The sequence below is a fragment of the Gemmiger formicilis genome (assembly GCF_016900095.1).
Taxonomy (GTDB): domain Bacteria; phylum Bacillota; class Clostridia; order Oscillospirales; family Ruminococcaceae; genus Gemmiger; species Gemmiger formicilis_A.
This window is the reverse complement of sequence record NZ_JACJJP010000008.1, coordinates 47726-66315: the sequence shown is the minus strand read 5'-3', so window position 1 is coordinate 66315 and position 18590 is coordinate 47726. Positions and strand designations below refer to the sequence as shown.

Annotated in this window: 19 protein-coding genes; 2 read left to right on the top strand and 17 right to left on the bottom strand. The window is 59.9% G+C overall.

What is annotated here, in order from left to right:
• Positions 1–29 precede the first annotated feature (29 nt).
• From H6B15_RS05605 to H6B15_RS05580, 6 genes are all read right to left on the bottom strand, one after another.
• The gene (locus H6B15_RS05605) at positions 30–1253 is read right to left on the bottom strand and encodes a relaxase/mobilization nuclease domain-containing protein (protein WP_345941943.1); all 1224 of its coding nucleotides are present in this window, start codon (positions 1251–1253) and stop codon (positions 30–32) included.
• 96 nt (positions 1254–1349) lie between these two features.
• Positions 1350–1664, bottom strand: coding sequence for a plasmid mobilization protein (locus tag H6B15_RS05600; protein ID WP_204646950.1), 315 nt, complete (start codon positions 1662–1664; stop codon positions 1350–1352).
• Positions 1661–2074: a hypothetical protein gene (locus H6B15_RS05595; protein ID WP_204646943.1), complete on the bottom strand. Its 414-nt coding sequence runs from the start codon at positions 2072–2074 to the stop codon at positions 1661–1663. Before H6B15_RS05595 ends, H6B15_RS05600 begins: the two co-directional genes overlap by 4 nt.
• A gap of 133 nt (positions 2075–2207) precedes the next feature.
• The gene (locus tag H6B15_RS05590; protein ID WP_204646942.1) at positions 2208–2546 is read right to left on the bottom strand and encodes a hypothetical protein; all 339 of its coding nucleotides are present in this window, start codon (positions 2544–2546) and stop codon (positions 2208–2210) included.
• Between the two features lie 111 nt (positions 2547–2657).
• Positions 2658–3413 carry a DNA-methyltransferase gene (locus H6B15_RS05585; RefSeq protein ID WP_204647036.1) on the bottom strand — a complete coding sequence of 252 codons (756 nt, stop codon included), beginning with the start codon at positions 3411–3413 and terminating at the stop codon, positions 2658–2660.
• 70 nt (positions 3414–3483) lie between these two features.
• Entirely contained in the window at positions 3484–4560 is a 1077-nt protein-coding gene (locus tag H6B15_RS05580; RefSeq protein WP_204646940.1) for a hypothetical protein, read from the bottom strand.
• A 122-nt stretch (positions 4561–4682) separates the two neighbouring features.
• Here H6B15_RS05580 and H6B15_RS05575 point away from each other — a divergent pair, with 122 nt between their 5' ends.
• On the top strand, positions 4683–4994 hold the full coding sequence (locus H6B15_RS05575) for a type II toxin-antitoxin system Phd/YefM family antitoxin (protein ID WP_204646939.1): 312 nt from the start codon (positions 4683–4685) through the stop codon (positions 4992–4994).
• Complete coding sequence (locus H6B15_RS05570) at positions 4987–5295, top strand: type II toxin-antitoxin system RelE/ParE family toxin (protein WP_204646938.1); 309 nt, start codon at positions 4987–4989, stop codon at positions 5293–5295. Before H6B15_RS05575 ends, H6B15_RS05570 begins: the two co-directional genes overlap by 8 nt.
• A gap of 91 nt (positions 5296–5386) precedes the next feature.
• Here the strand turns inward: H6B15_RS05570 and H6B15_RS05565 are convergent, their stop codons facing one another.
• The 11 genes from H6B15_RS05565 to H6B15_RS05515 all read right to left on the bottom strand — a co-directional run bounded on the left by H6B15_RS05565 (position 5387) and on the right by H6B15_RS05515 (position 18558).
• Complete coding sequence (locus H6B15_RS05565) at positions 5387–6379, bottom strand: DUF3991 domain-containing protein (RefSeq protein WP_204646937.1); 993 nt, start codon at positions 6377–6379, stop codon at positions 5387–5389.
• 1 nt (position 6380) lies between these two features.
• Positions 6381–7523: a methionine adenosyltransferase gene (metK, locus tag H6B15_RS05560; RefSeq protein ID WP_204646935.1), complete on the bottom strand. Its 1143-nt coding sequence runs from the start codon at positions 7521–7523 to the stop codon at positions 6381–6383.
• A 76-nt stretch (positions 7524–7599) separates the two neighbouring features.
• Positions 7600–8283, bottom strand: a complete 684-nt coding sequence (locus H6B15_RS05555) for a DUF3846 domain-containing protein (protein ID WP_204646933.1) — start codon at positions 8281–8283, stop codon at positions 7600–7602.
• Complete coding sequence (locus tag H6B15_RS05550) at positions 8276–13732, bottom strand: SpaA isopeptide-forming pilin-related protein (RefSeq protein WP_204646931.1); 5457 nt, start codon at positions 13730–13732, stop codon at positions 8276–8278. Before H6B15_RS05550 ends, H6B15_RS05555 begins: the two co-directional genes overlap by 8 nt.
• A gap of 88 nt (positions 13733–13820) precedes the next feature.
• Positions 13821–14294: a gamma-glutamylcyclotransferase family protein gene (locus H6B15_RS05545; RefSeq protein WP_430661826.1), complete on the bottom strand. Its 474-nt coding sequence runs from the start codon at positions 14292–14294 to the stop codon at positions 13821–13823.
• 14 nt (positions 14295–14308) lie between these two features.
• A complete protein-coding gene (locus H6B15_RS05540) occupies positions 14309–15274 on the bottom strand; it encodes an amidoligase family protein (protein WP_204647035.1) in 966 nt (321 codons plus the stop codon).
• A 175-nt stretch (positions 15275–15449) separates the two neighbouring features.
• A complete protein-coding gene (locus H6B15_RS05535) occupies positions 15450–15710 on the bottom strand; it encodes a hypothetical protein (RefSeq protein ID WP_204646928.1) in 261 nt (86 codons plus the stop codon).
• Between the two features lie 64 nt (positions 15711–15774).
• On the bottom strand, positions 15775–16212 hold the full coding sequence (locus H6B15_RS05530; protein ID WP_204646927.1) for a translation initiation factor 2: 438 nt from the start codon (positions 16210–16212) through the stop codon (positions 15775–15777).
• A 157-nt stretch (positions 16213–16369) separates the two neighbouring features.
• Positions 16370–17260 (bottom strand): DUF6017 domain-containing protein, encoded by an 891-nt coding sequence (locus H6B15_RS05525; protein ID WP_204646926.1) that lies wholly within the window; start codon positions 17258–17260, stop codon positions 16370–16372.
• Between the two features lie 84 nt (positions 17261–17344).
• A complete protein-coding gene (locus H6B15_RS05520) occupies positions 17345–17635 on the bottom strand; it encodes a plasmid segregation centromere-binding protein ParR (protein ID WP_204646925.1) in 291 nt (96 codons plus the stop codon).
• Positions 17632–18558 carry a ParM/StbA family protein gene (locus tag H6B15_RS05515; protein WP_204646924.1) on the bottom strand — a complete coding sequence of 309 codons (927 nt, stop codon included), beginning with the start codon at positions 18556–18558 and terminating at the stop codon, positions 17632–17634. Before H6B15_RS05515 ends, H6B15_RS05520 begins: the two co-directional genes overlap by 4 nt.
• Between the last annotated feature and the right edge of the window lie 32 nt (positions 18559–18590).

Genomic DNA, 18590 nt, shown 5'->3' with positions numbered 1-18590 from the left:
CTGCCGCATATGGATGCGGTGGGCGCTTTTTATTCCCGGCTTGGGCTTGTCCTTGCGTTCGGTACGCGTTCCGGCCTTCTGGGTTGTTCGGACAGCCGCTCGGCCCTCTGCTTCATCCGTTCCTGCATCTGTACCGATTGCTCCGCAATCTGCTGACAGAGGCGAATATCCCTCCGCAGCGGTTTGAGGGTCTGCGTGATCTGCGCCAATCTGGTCTTGACCGCATCGCTTGGGTCTGCGCGGTGCAGTTGGCGGCGCTCGGCCAGCAGATCCGCCACGGCCTTTTCCTGCGACTGGCGGTAGGCATCCAGCTGGGCCAGTGTATCTATACCGTGCCGTGACAAAAATTCCATCTGCCGAATACGCCTATCCAGATTGCGGATGTCCTGCCGCACGGCATAGCGGGGGCGCTGCTGCTTGCGGGGCAGCGCGCCCAACTCGTACAGGTACCGATAATACAAAGCCCGCAGGCCGGTGAGCTTGCGGGCTTTGCGGTGGGTGCCATGTAAGCGGCCGCGCCAGACAGCAGCGGGTGTAAAAGGCCGTTTCGGATACAAAATCCGCTGCCGGATAGCTTCCGGCGTATATGATTTGCCCAGCGTCTTGAACCGAACAAAGCGTTCTTTGCCGGGCGGCCGCAGTGTCGGATATTTGCGGCCCATGCGGATCTCGTAGCCCTTCTGTTCCAGAATCGCCAAAAACTGCCGCCATGTCAGCGCCATCGAGACGACCTCATCCATATCCATGCGGATAGCGGTACGCCAGGTCGGTTGGCCGTTGGTTTCCGCCTGCCACTTGGCGTACTGGCGCTTGCCGCGCTCCGATTCCGGAGTTTCAATGACTGACAACCCATATTGGCGGCATAAAGCGTCCGACCTCGCCCGCACCTCGGTGTAGTAGCTTCTGGCGTTGCTGTGGTATTTGCGGCCGTTGTCCAAAGCCACCGCGCACCAGACAATGTGGTTATGGATGTGGCTGGTATTGAGATGGGTCGTTACAATCGCCTGGTATCGGCCATTCAACAGTTGGTCGGCAAGTTCCACGCCGATTTGGTGCGCCAATTCCGGCGTGATCTCGCCCTCGGCAAAACTCTGCACAAGGTGATACCCCTGCACGCCGCCGGTCTTGTGCCAGCGCCGCACATTTTCTTTCATGTCGGCAAACGCCGTCTCGCACAAGCAGCTCAGCCCCGTCTCAAAGCAGACGGATTCAGTCTTGTCCCGGTTGAGGGCATAGTCCACCGCTTCTTCCAAGGAACTTGGCTTTGTGGTTTTGGATTTATCCCGCACATACTTCACCGCCCTGTCCAGGCGGCGCACGGGAATGAGAGAGGTGTAGGCCATGCGGCATCACCAGTTTTCCTTGACCAGGCGGTAAATCTCTGCCGCCAGTGCCGTCATCCTGTCTACACTCTCCTGCCCGGCCACGCCGGTGGAGTTGGCGCGGTGGGCGAGCTGGTTGGCGTTGTTGCAAAGCCCCGCCACCTTGCGCAGCAGGTCGGCATGGTGGGTACAGGGGCGCGGGTGGAGTTCAGCGCCCAGGATCAGGGCGCGGATATAACCCTCACGTGACAGGCCGCTCAAGTTCGATTGGCGGTTAAGATGGCGCAGCTCCTTTTCTGTCAGCCGAATCGGAACAATATGGCGGCGCTTTCGCCCGCTCACCGAACCGCATCCGGGGGCCCGATGCAGATCGCCGGGCCTTGGCACGGCGCCAGCGTCACCTGCGTCCTCGGCACACCCGCGAGATCCAGAATCGTCCTGTCCGGCAGATAAGCGCCAAACATCTGCCCGGCCACTCTTGTCAGGAGAATTGCATCTTTTTCGGACGCGGTGGTAACCAGAGAACAATGAAAAGCCCCATACACCGCATCATAGCCTTCCTTGGGAATGTCGGTTTCAAAGGCGTACCGCTGTCCCAAGGCGTTGCCGAACTGCCGGTAGTCTTTGAGCGAGAGCTCCAGCACTTCTTCGGTAAGGAAGGGGTACGGCACGCCCTCGGCCGCTTCTTCCTTCAGTCGTTCCAAATCAGACACCAGCGGGTAAAACTGTGCTCGCAGTTCAAATCCACTCATAGTTTTCACCTGTTCCTTTCCAAATTGAATACGGCGCTGTTTTCGCAGGCCGTCGGGGGTTTGGGGTGCACCCCAAGGATCTGCGTTTGGATATCCAAACGCTATGCTAGCAAAACTTGCCAGCAGGTAGCTCTCAGGAGGGGAGAGCCTCTCCCTGCTCCACGGCAACGCGCAGGCCGTCAAGATCGGTGACGATGCGGCCGTACTTCTGGGCCAGGCCGATCTGGGCGGCGGTGGTTGCATCGCTTCTGCGGCCGCAGAAGACCAGCAGTGCGCTGCGCAAAATCTTTTCCCGCACGATCTCGTTGTAATCAGCCCGTTCGGCAGGATCGGCCAGCACCAGATACTGCCCGTCCTGCAGCGGCGGGCAGATGGGCACATAGCCGAGCTCGTAGAGTTCACGGCAATAGCGGCGCAATGTCTCGGATTTGGTGGTGGCTGCGGCACAGATAAAGGCCCAAGGTCGTCTCATATCGGTTGTCTCCTTTCCAATTTCACATAAAATAGCGGGGAGGATTCCAATAGGAATCCCCCCCGCGCGGCTTGCTTCTGTGGGTGGATTCCTATTGGAATCCACCTCGGTTTATTTGGTTTTCTCTCCTGCTGCCAACGCAAATCTGACCCGGTCGGAGCCGAGTTTGTAGTAAACGGCGGTTTTCTCAATGCCCACGGCCTCGTACCCCTCGCGTACCGCCGCCAGAATGGTCGTACCTGCCCCGGCAAACGGGTCGAGGATACGCCCGCCCGGCTCGCAGATCTGGACGATGTCCCGCATGAGGGGAAGGGACTTCTCGGTCACATGGATGCGCCCGGCATTGGCCGGGTTGCTATACCGGAACACACCGGGCAGACACCCGACGTTGCGCTGCAAGGGCATCCCTTCTTTGGACCCCCACAGGATGAATTCGGCCTGCTGGCGGAAGCGCCCCTTTTGCGGGCGGCAGGTCACCTTATCCCACACAGCAATGCCGCGCCAGATCCAGCCGGAACGCTGCAAAGCATCCGTCATGGAGGGCAACTGCCTCCAGTCGATGAACAGGCAGATGGGCGCACCGGGTTTGCACAGGCGGTAGGCTTCATTGAGCCAGTCGGTCATGAAGTTCGTCCAGCTGCGCTGGTCCATCTGATCGCCGGCAAAATCGGGCAGGGCTTTGTCTGAGGACATCGAGCTGTATTTCTGGTTGGTCGAACGGGTCTTTTCGGCGGGCGTGCTGCCGCCGGAGGCGTAGGGCGGGTCAGTGATGACGGCATCGAACACGCCGTCCTGCATCTGACGCATCAGGCGCAGGCAGTCGCCGTGGAGAATCGTCCAGCCGTCGCCGCCGGTGTGTTCGGGCATTTCAAATTTGGCGCTCGGGTCAAAAATGATGTTGGTTTCGGGAGTTTTGGTCAAAGGCATCCTTCCTTTCTCAGCGTTCAGGGGTATTGCGGTTCTTTCTGTCCCGGCCGGGGGCAAGATTGGGCTCCCGGACGATGACAGCACCATGTTCGTCAATAGCGACCACGTTCTGGGTGGGATTGTCCACCACTTGCCCCGGAAGAATGCTGCCACTGCCAGACACCACAACCTTGCCCGCCAGGTCGCCCATGACCACGCAGTGTCCGGCCACTACCGGCGCGATATGGGTCACGGTATTTTCGCGGACGCGGGCATTACCGCAGACGAGCGCACCGTTGCAGATACGCCCACCTGTAACGATCGCATTGTCACAGGCAATGGCGTTGCCGTACATGATGACACTGCCACGGGCCAATGCCAAGTCCTGCACCATCGCCTGCTCATACAGCCGCGCATCATCGCAAACACAAGCCTCATCCCGGCTGACAGAATCGTCATAGAGCCAGGCGTCGTCGTTGCCCTGCGACAGGTTGGCTTCGCTCTGCACATAACCGCCGAGCGTACCAACCGGCACATCCTCCCTCACCTGCCGCAATGCGCGGATGCGGTGTAGTTCCGGGTAGACGGGATGGGCAGTGTCGGTGATCTCGTACTTCTTTGTGGAAGGAGAAGGCTTGGTTTGCTGCGGTGCATTCACAACCTGTTCCACCGTGAAGGCAAAGTGATCCGCCTGCCAGAAGTGGACGTTGAGGATACCATCTTTCACCTGGATATCGCGCTGCTCGAATCCCTCTCCCCAGCCGTCCGAATACTGGCCGGTAATGTAGTCCTGCAGGTCATTCCAGCCACGTTCGGTCAGGTCTTCGTCCACGATCACGGTGGCACAGCCACACAGTTCACCATACCGTTCCTCGACCGAAAGCCGGATGCTCTTGACATGGGCTGCCAGGTAGGGGTTGTCTTCCCCGTCCATGTACTGCTCAATATTGGCGCCTTCCTCCACGATCTGCGCCGCAATCGCTCCTGCATAATCGGTCATTTCATACCCCTGCAGTTCGATGGGGGCATTGCCCAGCCAGATCTCATTCTCATCTGACAGAAGTTCTGCGGTCAGCGGAGAATATAGTTTGAAAGTTACTTCATTCAAGTGACATCACCTCACGTTATATTTTGAATCGGGTTCGAAGATGGCAAGCAAATATATTCCATATATGGTTGTTATTTGCTGGTCACTATGGTATACTGTAGGTAAGAAAGGGGGCCGCACAGATGGCTATGGATATTCGACCCGCATCGGCGCTGCGGACAGAGTACAACGAACTTGCTGCACGTTCCCGCACAACGGGGCAGCCGATCTACATCACCCGCAACGGCGAAGGCGACACCGTCCTGATGGATCTGGACGCCTTTACACGCCGGGAGGAAGAACTCGACCGGCGCGAAGCCGTACTTGACCACCGCGCGTTGGTGCTGGAGGCAGAGCTGGGCCGCCTGTCCGGTGAGCCGACCTATACCTCCGAACAGGTGCGGGACGCGGTCCGGCAGCACCTGCTGAACCGGCGGAGGGAGAAACATGGCTAAAACGCCGCTCATCTACACCAAAGAAGCGCTGCAAGACCTGCTGGATATTGCGGACTACCACTTCGAGAAGGTCGGGGAAGATTCGGCGCTTCGGGCCGTGGGCGATTTGCAGGACCACATCGAAAAGCTGTCCGACTTTCCCCGCATGGGAGAGGAACACCCGGACGCCTATCTGAACGCGCTGGGGTTCCGCAAACTCGTACACGGCAACCACATCGTGATTTATCGGATCGACGGCGAGCAGGTCGTGATCGAACGCATCGTCTGGGCGTCCAGCAACTACCCGGAATTGTTTCACTGACGCAGCAGCAAAGAAAAACAGGCGTCTGCCAAGTCAATCGTTGCACGGTTGGCATAAGGCGGGCGCCTGTTCGCTGTGTGGTTCGGGTTCTTTACCTTGTGGGGAAATTGTTCTGACTCTGGCGTATTGCACAGCTTTTGGCCTTGGCTTTTGTACGATATTCTATCGCCGCCTGCGCCAAATCACCATAGTCGAAGCCCTCGATCGGTGGCAGACGCACGGCCACCTGATACCGCTCACCGTAGAGCCGTGCCAACGCTGCAGCGGCGGCACGGCCGGGCGGGTCGTTGTCGAGGCAGAACTCGATGCGGTTCACCTGCGGGTGACGGTGCAGAAATTCTTCCAGCGCTGCAGGCGGGTGGATGTCGCGGCCTTCCTCCGGCGCATAGATGCCGCCGAGAGACAGACGGTATTTGTCGGCCGCATCCCCGGCCAGCGTCATTTCGGCCATGGCATCGATGGCGGCTTCAAACACAGCCACCGCACTGCTTTCTGCCGTTGGTGCGATGCAAAAGCCGAACCGCTTGTCACTTCCGGTGGATTCTGCCTTGAATTGTTTCCCGTAGGTGTAGGTCCCCCGCAGGGCGGCGTATCTGGGGGTGCCGTCTGCATCCCGCCCGACAAACACACAATTGTGGTAGGGCAGACTCTCGTACAAAATGCCATCGTCTATACATTTCTGTATCACCTGTGGCGAGATTCCCCGGCAGCGCAGGTAGGCTTCCACCCGCGTGGTGGTCGGGGATTTTTCGGGTAGCTTGAACGGCGGACGCTGGCGTTCCACTTCTTCATGGCGCTGCGGGATGAAGCTGGGCTGCTCATCGCAAAGGAGCTGCACCGCTTCCACAAAGGAACAGCCCTCCACATGGACGAGATAATCCAGCGCCGACTTGCCGCCGATGCCCCGGCTTTTCCAGTGCCAGAGGCTTGACTCGCCGTTGATCTTGAAGCTGTCATGGCTTTTCAGTTCATATTCGCCGCGGGCACTGCTCTTGACAAGGTCGTCTGCCCGGTATCGGCGCAGGAACTCGATGGCTGTCATCCGCCGTGCGGCGGCGACCTGTTCTTTGGTGACGCGGGGCATATTACCGTATGGTCGCCATCAGCAAGCCGGTGCGGTCGAGCTTTTCCCAGGGGAAATCTTCGCGGCCAAAGTGGCCGCCCACCGCGGTACGGGCGTAAATCGGCCGCTGCAGGTCGAGCTCGGTAATGATGCCGGCCGGGGTCAGGTCGAACGCGCTTTGCACCGCCACCGCAAGGCAGTCGTCCTCGCAGAGCAGGCCGGTGCCGAAGGTGTCCACCTCCACCGCCAGCGGTTTCGCCATGCCGATGGCGTAGGTCAGCGTGACCTGGCACTGCTGCGCGATGCCGCTGGCCACGATGTTTTTGGCCACGCACCGCGCCATGTACGCCCCGCTGCGATCGAGCTTGGTGGGGTCTTTGCCGGAGAACGCCCCACCGCCGGTGGGCACAAAGGGGCCGTAGGCATCCACCGCCAGCTTACGGCCGGTCAGGCCGGTGTCGGCATCCGGGCCGCCCAGCACAAAATGGCCGCCCGGGTTGAGGATCAGTTCCAGGCTGTCATCGTAGGGCATTCCCTTGAGGGCGGACAGAATGACGTCCCGCCAGATAAGCTCGGTGAGGTCGGTGGGGTCCACTTCGGGGGCGTGTTGGAAGGATACCACAATGCGCGCCACCCGCACAGGCCTGTCATCCTCGTACTCGACAATCGCCATTGCCTTGCCATCGGGACCGAAACGCTTCTGTTCATCGTTGATGCAGGCCCAGGTCAACCGGCTGGTCAGGCGATGCGCCAGCACCACCGGCAGCGGCAGCATTTCGGGTGTCTCGTCGGTGGCATAGCCCACCACCACGCACTGGTCGCCCGCGCCGATGGCGTCGGGGTCGGCCCCAGTATCCAGCGGGTCATTGACGGCGGCTTCGATGTCGGGGCTTTGGGGGTGGATCAGCGTGTGAATTTCGTAATCTTTGGGGTTGTAACCGACACGGCGCAGTACCTCGCGGGCGATCTCGGCTTCGTCGGGTCGGGTGCTCGCCGTGATCTCGCCCATCAGGAAGATGTGCCCTTTTGTGGCCGCGACCTCACAGGCCACGCGAGCATTGCGGTCAAGTGTCAGGCAACCGTCCAGCACTGCGTCGGCGATCTGGTCGCAGAGCTTATCGGGGTGCCCTTCGGTCACCGATTCGGCAGAATAGAAATGGATCATAAAATTTCTCCTTTATAATAAATGTAGGGGCGCAGCCGCCTAGCTGCGCCCCGGTTATAGAACAAGCCGCGGCGTTTTACCGCGTCATGTCCTGCGAATGTTTTTTGTCGGTGCGGTCGTCTGGCCCAGTTTTCCAGCCACAGGCAAAGCCGCGCTGCAAGGCTCGTTGCTGATCCGGTGTGACACCGATCCGCTCGTTGAGCTCGTCCGCATACTGAGAGGCTGTTTTGCCTTCCGGCGAAGCACTCAGCGGCAAGCAGCGGTTTTCTCCATATTCCAGCAACACCACCTCGGGTATCCCTGGCATATCGCTGAAGCAAATTTGCGGCAGACCGTTTCGTTCCTTCGTTTCCTGCCGGACGGCTTCCGGTACATTCGGCAGGTCACGCCGATCATACAGGATGGGTAGAAGGTGCCCACAATAGGGAACAAACACCTCCGGCCTGCTGAAGCGCTGAAGGAATCGCTTCACCTGCAGATCGCTCAGGCTGCAAAAATCCTCACCGTTGTCTCCGCAGACGAAAAAGGTGCCGAACACAATATCCCTGTATTCGAGTAAGCCACGATTTGGTTCCAACGGAATGACTTTTCCTTCATCGTTGAGCACGAGGCAAACATTTTTGTCCGGCCAGGGGTAGATGACTTCAATCGAGCCACCGACCACCGCTTGTTCGGCTTGTAAGGTGTTGTCAATCTCGGCTTCGCGAGCATATTGGCCCGGCTCCACGATGACAACGCGCAGTTTCTCCGGTTTATTCATGGGTTTCCTCCATATCGTCCCGCGGTTCTAGCTGCGGGTCACTTTCCTCTTCCAGCCGGTTTCGGCGGCAGCGCATCACCAGCAGCGCGACAAAACCTACCGCCGCCAGTGCGGTCGCAATCACCATCGCCAGCAGTGGGGTGCTGTCGCCGGTCTGAGGGACATGGGCAACAGGTTTTGGCGTCGCCGTTGCCGTGACTGTTGTTGTGGTGGGCGTGGGCGTCGGCGTGGGCTGCGGCTTGGCCTCGTCCACCATCGTGACCGATGCGCCGTCCACCTTGTGCCAGCTTTCTGCGGCGGTTGCGCGGGTGTACACCGTGATGCGGCCGTCCTCGTCTTTTTCCACCTTGAACTGGATGTCGGTGGCAACCAGATAACCATCCGGCGCGGCATCCTCGTGCAGGATGTAGATAAATTCGTTGTCCGCATCCGAGTAGCGAATCGCGCCTTCCTGCGCCTCAACATCGGGTTCCAGAATGGGCAGTGCATGGGGCGTATCCTCGCTCACCCAGCTGTCAACCGGTTCGCCGTCCAGCGTGGTGACGGTCAGTTCTGCGCCGGGCAGTTCCTTGCCGCCAACATCGGTTTTATGGATGGTCAGCTTGTCAAGCGGCTGGTCGGACTGGGTGCCGGCGACCACCTGCCAGGCCGTTTGCGGGCCCGGGCAGGTAAAGCTGACCGCAATCGGCGTCGGGTCGAGCAGGTAACCGTCCGGGCTGGCGATTTCTACGATTTCGTAGTTGCCGCTGTTGTAGCGGGCATCCCAGACGCCGTCTGCCGGTTCGAGCTCACCGTTTGCATAGGCTTCGCCGCGGATGGGCACGTCCACATCGAACCAGGTGAAGCCGCTCTCGTCGGTCGGGGCACTGGTGGCGAGCAGGGTACCGGCATCGGCCAGCTTGTTGCCGTTCACGTCATAAATGGCGTCCACCGTGTAGAGTTCATACACGGCCCCGGCCAGCGGCAGACTGGTTTCGGTGTCCTGCTTGTGGATGCCGACGCCGATTTTGTCCACGAGGTCCTCCGGCGTTTCGGGTACGGGAAGCACCCGGGCGTTCTCGAACACGAGGGTGCCGGGCTGGCAGGTAAGCTGCTCGTCGCTGGCGTCCGATGCGTTGACAATGTCGTAGCTGTAGGTTTCGTCGCCGTCCTGGGTGTGGTCCACAATGGTCTGGGTCAGAACCACATCGTTGCTTTGGTCATTCCAGCCAAAAGTCACCGTGTAGGTTTGGTTGGTCAGCGCAAAACCGTAGGGAGCCTGTACCTCGGTGATATCGTAGGAGCCGAGAGGTAGGGTAATCGTCACTTCGCCGGTGGTGCCATCGTGAGAAACAGTCAAGAAATCGTGGGTGGCAGGTGTGCGGGTGGGACTGAATCTGACTTCATCCACCTGGCCTTCTTCGCCGGTGGTCACGGTGGCGACCAGGTCGCCGTCTGCATACCACAGCGTGCCCTGGCGGTCACCGGTGACAATGTCGCCGCGGGCGCGGATCTCGTAGGTGGCCCCGGCCAGGTTGGCCTGTTCATACTGGAACTGGCCGTCTTCATAGCCGGTCAGGACGTTGCCGACCTTGCGGATGGTGAGCTGGCCCAAGGTTTCATGGTTGCTGTATTCTTCGGTGATTATAAAGTCGTCCATGTCGTCGGCGGCGTTGCCGACAACTTCCCAGACGCGCTCGCTGGTCAACTCGAACACGACATTGTACTGTTCGTCGTTGAAGAACCCTTCGGGCCCTTCGATCTCGACCACACGATAGCGGCCAAGCGGCAGCTTTTCGGGTGTCTTGAGGTAGCCGTCTGCGTCTGTGTAGAAAGTGGAGGTCTTGGCGGTGGCGCTGCCGGAATCCGGGTCGGGCATCTCCAGCAGCGTCTCGGTGCCGTCCTCGGCAATCCTATAGATTTGGAAAGCGGTGTCGGCGATCTTGACCGGCTTGCCGGTTTCGGCGTCGATCTTGATGAGCTGCAAATAGCCTTCCAGTTCCTCGTTCAGCACATTGTAGGTCATGTAGGAATTGCTGGGTGTGGTTACACTGCCGTCCGGCTGGCACAGGACGCTCTGCGGGGCAGCTGAATCCACCGTGACCACAAACGGGTCGGCCTGGAACAGGTCTTTGGGCAGCGTCGTTTCCACGACCAGATACTGGCCATACGGCAGGCCGGTCACACGAATGATGCCTTCCTCGTTGGTGAAAATCTCCGAGAGAATGTACTCGTTTTCCACCCCGGTCGGCACCCAGCCGTCGCCCTGACCGTTGGCGTAGTCTCCCGCTTCGGTCAGACTGGCGTTGTACTCGGCCACTAGGCTGGCGTCCGACTCAAACATCCGGGCGACCGCTGCGCCCTCGCCGGTGAAATCATATTTAGCGGTGTTGTTGTCGTAGCTGTCCTTGCGGTAAGCATCGAGGATGGACTGCACATTGTAGGTGCCGTCTGCATTTTTCTGGAATTCATCCACTTTGCTCAGTTCCCAGATGCGGTAGACGGTAAAGCCGGCACCCTCCAACTTGGGGGCCGGGCTGCCGGGGCCGGTGGTGCTGACAACCTTCTGAATGGAGAAGCCAGATTTCAGCACCGCATCTTTGGAGCCGTCTGTTTCACGGGCGACATACTGGCTTTCGCTGCCGTAGGTCAAGGTTTCGTAGTGGTTGATCTCGTCACAGAGGTAACCAGTGGCGAAACTGAGGTAATACCCATCGTAGGTCTTGATGCCGGTCAATGCCCGACCCTCAGCCACCGCGCTGTACTGGTTTTTGTAGACATAGTCGGTGTACTCACCGCGACTGGTATTCAGTGATTTGGTTTCACCAGTGGGCTGCAAGGTCTTATCCAGCACGGGATACTGACCCGTTACATAGAAATGCCCGTCCGTATCCACCGGCAGAACAATACCGGTGGCGCGCTCGACCAGATAGTATTTGCCAAGATACAGGTTGGCAAAAGCCAGCACGCCGTCCCGTATCTCGGCGCTGGCGACTAGGTGGTCTTTGGCGAGAACCGGCAAATAGTCGGGATCCCAGCCGCCGTTGGTCAGGACGGTGGTGTGCCAGATCGGATTGCCGTTGGCGTCCACGATTTTGCTGTAGTCCACCGTGCCGCTGACGCCATCCGGGTGCTGGATATCCTCGGCGGCGTACAGATCGTACACCGCGCCCTCGATGCTGGCAGTGCCGTGCAAGGCGGTGTCGGCACCTTCCACGGCCTGATCCAGATCAGACTTGGTCAGCACGATCTCACCGATTACGCGGTCATTGGTAAACTTGCCGCTGACCGGCGTGCTGGTGTACGAATCCTCATTGTTCGCCAGCCCGTTGCTGTCGGTCACATAGGTGCGGATGGCCTCCTGCGGTGCGTCATACAGCGTAACGGTTACGGTGTTGCCCTCCGGCGTGCGCAGCAGGGTCCCGCCGCTGTCGGCCGTGCCGATGTCCGCATTGTAATCCTCGTTGGACAGGTCGATGACCGAGCCGTCATTTCCTTTGGAGATGGTGAACGCATAGGCGCGTTTGCCTTCTACCTGTCCGGCCGTGCCGGGGTGGGTGATGTCCGACCAATTTCCATAATAGCCTTCTGGGGCGCGGGTCTCGACAATGATGAACTTGCCCTCATTGCGCTGGGTGTAATAGAGGGTGCGGTCAGCCGGGCTGCCGGTGGCATAGCTGCTGCCGTTGGCAACAGAATAGCTGCCGTCCTCATTGCGGACGACCGAATACTGGTTGTACCCGCCAAACGGAATGTACATCTGCTTGACCGTGTCCCACTCGAACACGGAAAACTCGGCATCCGCCGCAATGAGCTGGTGGGTCTCGCTGTCGATCTTGGCAATGTTGACCTGGATGCTCCATTCCTCATTGTGGATGGTTACATCGGTGCTGCCATCCGCGGGCACAGAGACCTGCTGCTCGCTGCCGGTGCTGTCGGTATAGGCGTCAAAGCCATGGGGAACCGAGGTCTCGCGCACCGTAAAGGTGATGTTCGCCATCTGGCTGCGCGCCGATGCAATGGCGGCGTCCACAGCCGCCTGCGCCTCGCCCTGCAGCCGGCTGACTGCCTCGCTCTGGGCGGCACTGGCCGCCGCGTTGGCTTCTTCCTGCGAGGAGTACGGCCCCACATTGCCGCTGGCCGTACCGCTGGTCTTGCTGACCGAGTAGTGCATCATCCAGCTGGCCGAGGCATTGCCGCCGGTGGTGTGGTAGGTGTCGTCCATGACGTGGCCGCCGGTGGTCACGGTTTGCGACCCGGCAGGCGTCAGGCTCCAGCTGCCGCCGTCAATGCTGCCGCCGGTGACCGAAGGCGTGATCTCAAACACTGCTTCGTCAATCGTTTCGCCGGTCACGAGACCGATCTTGTGCAGATCGAGCCCATGGCTCAGATCCAGCGACCCGCTGGCCGTCTGCGGGCCAGCCGACCAGGAGGCATAATACTCCTGGGGTTCTTCGGGTTCGCCCGGTTCGGTTGGCTGGTCCACCGGCGGGTAGGTGGTCATGACGTTCTGCCACCAGGCTTCGCTGGCCTGGTAAACATAGGCGCTGCCGCTGTCGCTGGCCTCCTGCCGGTGCGCCCAGACGTACCGCTGGATGTCGAGCTTGCTGCTGCAGCCGGCGGCCCGCGCCTGGTCCAGCAGGTCGGTGGTGCCGTAGTAGGTCCAGTACACGCTGGCCGAGGGCTTGCCGTTCATGCCCTGGTCAAGACAATAACTCTGATCCTCCCCCTCAAAGGTGATGAGCCACTCGCCGCCGACATTGGTCACATCGGTGATGTGGTACTGGTGTTCACCGGCTCGCGCCGAGAAGGCGGAAAACAACGAAATTTTGTGATTCCGCGTAACCGTGATCGTGCGGGTGAGAGACGCACCATCCGAAGCAGTATAGGCCGCTTCGGCGGTGAAGTCGCCGTCCGCCCGCACATACAGCATCCAGGCGGACGCCTGCTCGCCGCTCGCAAAGGTGCGGGTGTAGATGCTGCCGTCGTCGGTCTCCATCTCGGAATCGGTAAAGACCGCCCCGTCCGAGAGGGTCACGGTGACGGTGCTGTCCGGGGCCGGGGCCACCACCTGCAGCAGAACCGGCACCGCCTCGCCGGCGGGCATCCGCGCTTCGTCCGCCTCGATGCCGAACAGCGACTCGTCGATGTTGCCGCTGGCCGGGGCTTCGTAGTCGGCGTCCAGCACCGTGAAGCTGAACCGTGCGGCAGCAGCAGCGGTTTCGGGGGTGGATGTGCCGGGGTCTTCATCTGGGGCGGCGCTCTCGGGTGTGGCGGCCGCCTCGCCGCCAGGCGCAGTCTCCGGTGTGGCAGTGGCTTCGCCGGGGGCCGCCTGTACTGGCCCGGATGTGGCCGCCTCGCCCACCGCCTGCGCGGCCAATGCCGCGCCGCTGCCGGTCAGAAGGCACAGCCCTGCCAGCAGCGCAGCAGACAGCCTTCGCCAGCTCTTTCTTTTGATTTTGCAGTTCATAGGCTTTTCTCCTTATGTTGACAATGAAAAAGCCCGCAGCATGGATGGATACACGATCATGCCGCGGGCGCGGGTCAAAGGTTCGTATTTATCTTTCGGTGCCAGAGTGATGCCGCTTGTGCGATTGTGTCTGTACGTCCCTGGCTCGGGCTGCCGCTTGCAACACGGCTTTCGGGTCGAAACCGGCCATGCGGCACCCATCCAAGACCGTTTGCAGATAAGTGGCGGCAGGCGGCTGCACTTTCTCACAGTAGGGAGCGGTCATAACATAGGCCACAACGGTTTGCGGCCCGGAATCAGTCTGCACCGGCAGCAGTTCCTTTGTATACAGGTGCGGATACCCCTCGTAGCGGTCGAGCGTCAACTCGTCCCAGGCATTGATCCGCCACAGCAGACCATTCACCCGGCCGCCCTCTTTGGGCAGGATCGTCAGCACGCCGCGACGGAAGACCAGTTCGTATCCTTCCAGCACAGCCTTGCCGACCACCCTGGCCTGCGGGCAGCGGACGGCTATCTGACCAAGGTTCAGGTTGGAGCCATAGGCAAAATACAGTTCTTCCAAAAGCATCGCCTCCTTCATCGGGCATCGCCGCGGGTATGGCGGCGCTGGTAACTTTCATACTGGTTTCGGTCTCGCAGCCAGGCTGGGTCGCCGGGCAGGCGCTTGAGCAGGTGCATCCGCACATTCTTGTATTCGGGGCCGATCAGGCCAAGGCGGAGCAGGAAGGTGCGGAATGTGAATGCAGGGTTATCCCCCACCGGCGTCTTGCGGGCCACGGTCTTTTGCAGGTTGATGGCCTGGGCCGACATGGCCAGCGCCAGCGTGATGTCGGCGCGGACCTCCCCGGCGTGGAGTGTACTCTCAAAACAGCGCCATTCCACGGTGCCGTGGTAAAACACCGAATGCAGATTCAGCGCATAGTACCTCGACCAGTTGTAGTGGTCATGCGCACCGTCTCGGCCCTCGTACCAGGCGCGGCGCAACTGCTCCATCGAAAGGCTCGGTGGCATATTGCGGATCACCTTCATCACATTTTCCCGTGACAGGTGGCAATACTGCTGCACCCTTCGCGGCTGGGTCCCCAGTGCTTTCAGGATCAGGTCCTCTTTGGAGTACATGATGGACAGCAGATTCCGCAGGCTGCGCGGCGTATGATTCGCCGCATCCACATGGACGTGCAGCCCGCAGCTGGGGTTGACCACTGCCCCGGCATGGCGCAGTGCCCGCACAACCTCCTGCAATTTGCCCATCTCGGCATATTCCAGCACCGGCGAGTTCAGCTCTACCTTATAGGCCGAATCGCGGGCCGGTTCCTGCCGCCGGCCAACGCGCTGCGTTGCCTGGATGCTGCTGTCATAGACAAAGCGCCATTTCTTGCCTTCATTGTCAACAACTTCCCAGGGGTCATAAACGCGGGATTCATGCGTCTGGCGCGCCGTTGTACCAAACAGCGCAGCCACCGCACCAGCGGCCTGCTGCCGGGTGATGCCGGTCATCTCGATCTCGCAGCCAAATTTCTGGTCACGGAAGTCAAGGGGCAGGGGCCGTACCTCCGTTCAGTTCGGCATCCACCGCCGCCAGCCTGCGGCCGATGGCTTCCACCACAGTGACCGTCACGCCGTTGCCGGCGAACATGTCAATAAAACGAATGGTCTTTCTACATACCTCCCAAATGAAAAAGGCCCACAGTCTGGCTGCGGGCCGCAAGGTGTTGGACTATTTCTGTATCTCCCAGTTTTCCAGGATCAGTGATTCCAGCGGCTGGATATCGCCGTTGTCGGTGCGGATGCAATCGGCCGCATAGCGCAGGGTGGCTTTCCGCGAGCCCCGATCGAGCACCGCGTACAGCGTGGGCACCGTGAGGATGTACATTGTGCAGCCGTGGGCGGTCAGTCTCATGCCGGGGCGGATTTCATTCCCATTGCGGTCGCGCCGACGATTCGGCATCAGCATCGACGGCAGATCCGTCGTCGGCATTGTCATCCTCACAGGTTTCTGTCGCGTCCTCTGCTTCCTCAGCTTCTTCCGGCGTGTCATCCGGCTACGCATCTTCGGTCTCTTCATCCTCGCCGGTCACCTCACCTTCCAGGCCGTTATCTTCGATTTCAGCCACATCATCGTTGATTTCGGCGTCCTCTGCCGCATCCTCGGCCTCGGCGGCCTCCGCCGCCTCGAATTCCTCGTCCGCTTCCTCAAGCGCCTGCTCGATCAGGCCGATGACGAACTCCTTCTGAGTGAGTTTGCGGTGATAGGTCTGCTCGTAGCGCGCCAGATACTCCTTGATCTGCTGGAAGAGTTCCTCGCTGACCTGGAAGGCCATTGTCCGTGTTTTACCCATTGTGATTGCTCCTTTCGCGTAGTGCTCCAAGATAATCTGTTCGATGAATTTACTCATCGTGCTTTCGCTCTGCCGGATTTCCTCGGTGATTCGATTGTGCAAATCGAGGGGAATCTTGCAGGTCACGCCTTTGGTTTCCATTGTTACTCCTTTCTGCCATATCTGCGTTTGTTTTTGCTTGCAATGCAAGCATACTCCAAAGACGGTCTAATAGCTATACCCAAACCCAACAAAGAACGAATGCAATGATTGTGCAAACGAAAGCAATACCATCAAGAGCGAAAATACCGCGGACAGCTTATTCGGCAATCATAGGCACCACCTCCTTTGCTGCTTTGCCAGCCGGTTCGGCCAGGTCATGGCTGACCAGCGCGCTGTAGTAGCTGTTGATGGTCAGCGGCGCATTGTACAGTGTCGCCAGCAGGTATTGCTTGATGTTTTTGATCTTGCTGGTATTCTCATGCAGGCATTGGAGCACAAAGCGAATGTGCTCGGCATCCAGCTTGAGCAGCTGCGATTTGACTACCTCGGCCGGGAAGTCAGCCCCGCAGACGCGGGTGGTCTTGCGGCGGGCACAGACGGTCTCGGTCATGAGCTCGACGATCTCATCAATCAGGTCAGCGTCGTCAGGGTCCTGGGCCACCAGCAGCGGGTACTGGATGTTGTCGCGGATTAGATCCCGGTATTCCGCCATCTGCTCTGCCGAACTTCCTTCGGTTCGCTTCGCTTCCGGGGGCTTGTCCGCCGATCCCCGGAAAAGAATCGAATCGGTATTTGATTGATCTGTATTTTGTTTCTCTATATTTTGTTGTGTGGGATTTTCCGGCATCGGTTTTCCCGTTGTCGGATTTCCCGACGACGGTTTTTCCGATGACGGTTCGCCCGGCAACGGTTCCTGCGGTCGTTCGTAGATCGTGTACTCGTTGCCCGCGAACTTGCCACCGCTGTCGATGGTTTGACGGCGGCGTATGTAACCGGCCTGCTCCAGCTCGCGGATTGCGGTGCGGATGGCATCCTTGCTCTCCCGGTTGATGTAACACAGGCCGGCCAGCGTGTAATCCCAATCCTCCGGCAGTGAGAGCATCTGCGACAACAACCCCTTGGCCTTCAGGCTGAGCCGCTTGTCCCGCAGGTGGTAGTTGCTCATAACGGTGTAGTCGCTCGTTCGTTCTACTCGAAATACAGCCAATTCGGTTCATCTCCTTTGTGTCAGCCAAAGGCAAACTGTGGGACTTTGGCTGTATTTTGTGTTTCGCAGCAATGTGGGGGGCATCTATTCGGGCGCGTCCTCCTGCAAGGCAGAGAAAAAGTCCAGCGTTGATTTTGGCACCGCCTTCTTCGGCTTCGGTTCCGCAGGCGCAGCTGTGACTTGGATTTTGCCGAGTTCTTCCCGCAGCATGGCACGCAGCTCTTTTTGTGCGGCAGCCTGGTCACTGGCCTTGAGGATGCAGGCAGCCAGATAGGCGCTGCGCTCCCCGGCCGGCTGTCCCTGCAGCAGCTGCCAGGCACGGCGCTGGGCCGGGTCGCGCAGATTGGGGCGGAATACGAACTGCGGGCGGTTCACCCCTGCGCGTCATCGCCCCAAAGCGCGGCCACGGCGCGCTCGTAGCCTTGCGCGTTGACACGGTCGTCCAGCAGCGTCACGGTGCGACACAGGCCGTCACTGGGGCGGATGTGGCGGCTTACCACTGACGCGCCGCCACCCATCATGACGACCGGCAGTGCATGGTAATCAAACCCCGCTTCCAGTACGGCCGAGAGCAGCCGCTCGGTGTAGAGCCGCCCCTGCTCACGGATCAGGCTGCGCACCGTTTCGTCTAAACTGCACGGGCGGCCGGCCAGCACCTGCTCAATCTGGGCGTCGGTCAGGGACAGCCCGGTGTTCTGCCGCACTCGCTCCCGCACATCGTCAATGCAGCGGATCATGCCGAACTCAAGGCTGTGGCAGGTGTCGATGATCGGGCGTCCGTTGTCGATGCGCATAAGATCGACCGTCCATCCGCCGATATCGAGCAGCAGCATAGAGGGTTCGTCCACCAGCAGGTCAGGCTGGGTCATGAGCGCGGTGAATCCCTGGGGAAACAGCAGCACGTCCTCGATCGTGATGTGGTACTTCTTGCCCTCGTAAGCGAATTCCGTCGGCTGACCCGCATTGCGCAGCAGGTACTTGCGGAAGGCAGGCTTCTCGCGGCCGTAGCTGGTCAGCGGCAGTCCTGCCGCGATGGTCACGCTGCATTCCCGCGGTGCGCCGCGGGCCTCGATCTCTTTGGCGATGGCCGCCAGCGTCAGCAGGTAGTAGTTGTCGTTGGCGGTCTTGTCCCGCTGGATCGGCTGCCGCCCGCTGCCGCAAACAAAAAAACACCCGCCGAACGTAAGCACATTCTGGCGGGTGTAGGGTTCACGGTCACCGAAAGGTGTAATGCCAGCCGGGAAGGAACAGTTTCGTGTTTTGATGGCGTAATAGCCGTGGTCGATACCAAGAATCATTGGGTGTCCTCGCTTTCCGTGTTTTGGATAAG

Excerpts from the sequence above, each read along its gene's own strand:
- H6B15_RS05535 (WP_204646928.1), bottom strand. The coding sequence starts at position 15,710 with ATGCCGACGACGGATCTGCCGTCGATGCTGATGCCGAATCGTCGGCGC.
- H6B15_RS05515 (WP_204646924.1), bottom strand. The coding sequence starts at position 18,558 with ATGATTCTTGGTATCGACCACGGCTATTACGCCATCAAAACACGAAAC.
- H6B15_RS05530 (WP_204646927.1), bottom strand. The coding sequence starts at position 16,212 with ATGGAAACCAAAGGCGTGACCTGCAAGATTCCCCTCGATTTGCACAAT.
- H6B15_RS05565 (WP_204646937.1), bottom strand. The coding sequence starts at position 6,379 with ATGCCCCGCGTCACCAAAGAACAGGTCGCCGCCGCACGGCGGATGACA.
- H6B15_RS05595 (WP_204646943.1), bottom strand. The coding sequence starts at position 2,074 with ATGAGTGGATTTGAACTGCGAGCACAGTTTTACCCGCTGGTGTCTGAT.
- H6B15_RS05555 (WP_204646933.1), bottom strand. The coding sequence starts at position 8,283 with ATGAATAAACCGGAGAAACTGCGCGTTGTCATCGTGGAGCCGGGCCAA.
- metK (WP_204646935.1), bottom strand. The coding sequence starts at position 7,523 with ATGATCCATTTCTATTCTGCCGAATCGGTGACCGAAGGGCACCCCGAT.
- H6B15_RS05590 (WP_204646942.1), bottom strand. The coding sequence starts at position 2,546 with ATGAGACGACCTTGGGCCTTTATCTGTGCCGCAGCCACCACCAAATCC.
- H6B15_RS05550 (WP_204646931.1), bottom strand. The coding sequence starts at position 13,732 with ATGAACTGCAAAATCAAAAGAAAGAGCTGGCGAAGGCTGTCTGCTGCG.
- H6B15_RS05575 (WP_204646939.1), top strand. The coding sequence starts at position 4,683 with ATGGCTATGGATATTCGACCCGCATCGGCGCTGCGGACAGAGTACAAC.
- H6B15_RS05585 (WP_204647036.1), bottom strand. The coding sequence starts at position 3,413 with ATGCCCGAACACACCGGCGGCGACGGCTGGACGATTCTCCACGGCGAC.
- H6B15_RS05570 (WP_204646938.1), top strand. The coding sequence starts at position 4,987 with ATGGCTAAAACGCCGCTCATCTACACCAAAGAAGCGCTGCAAGACCTG.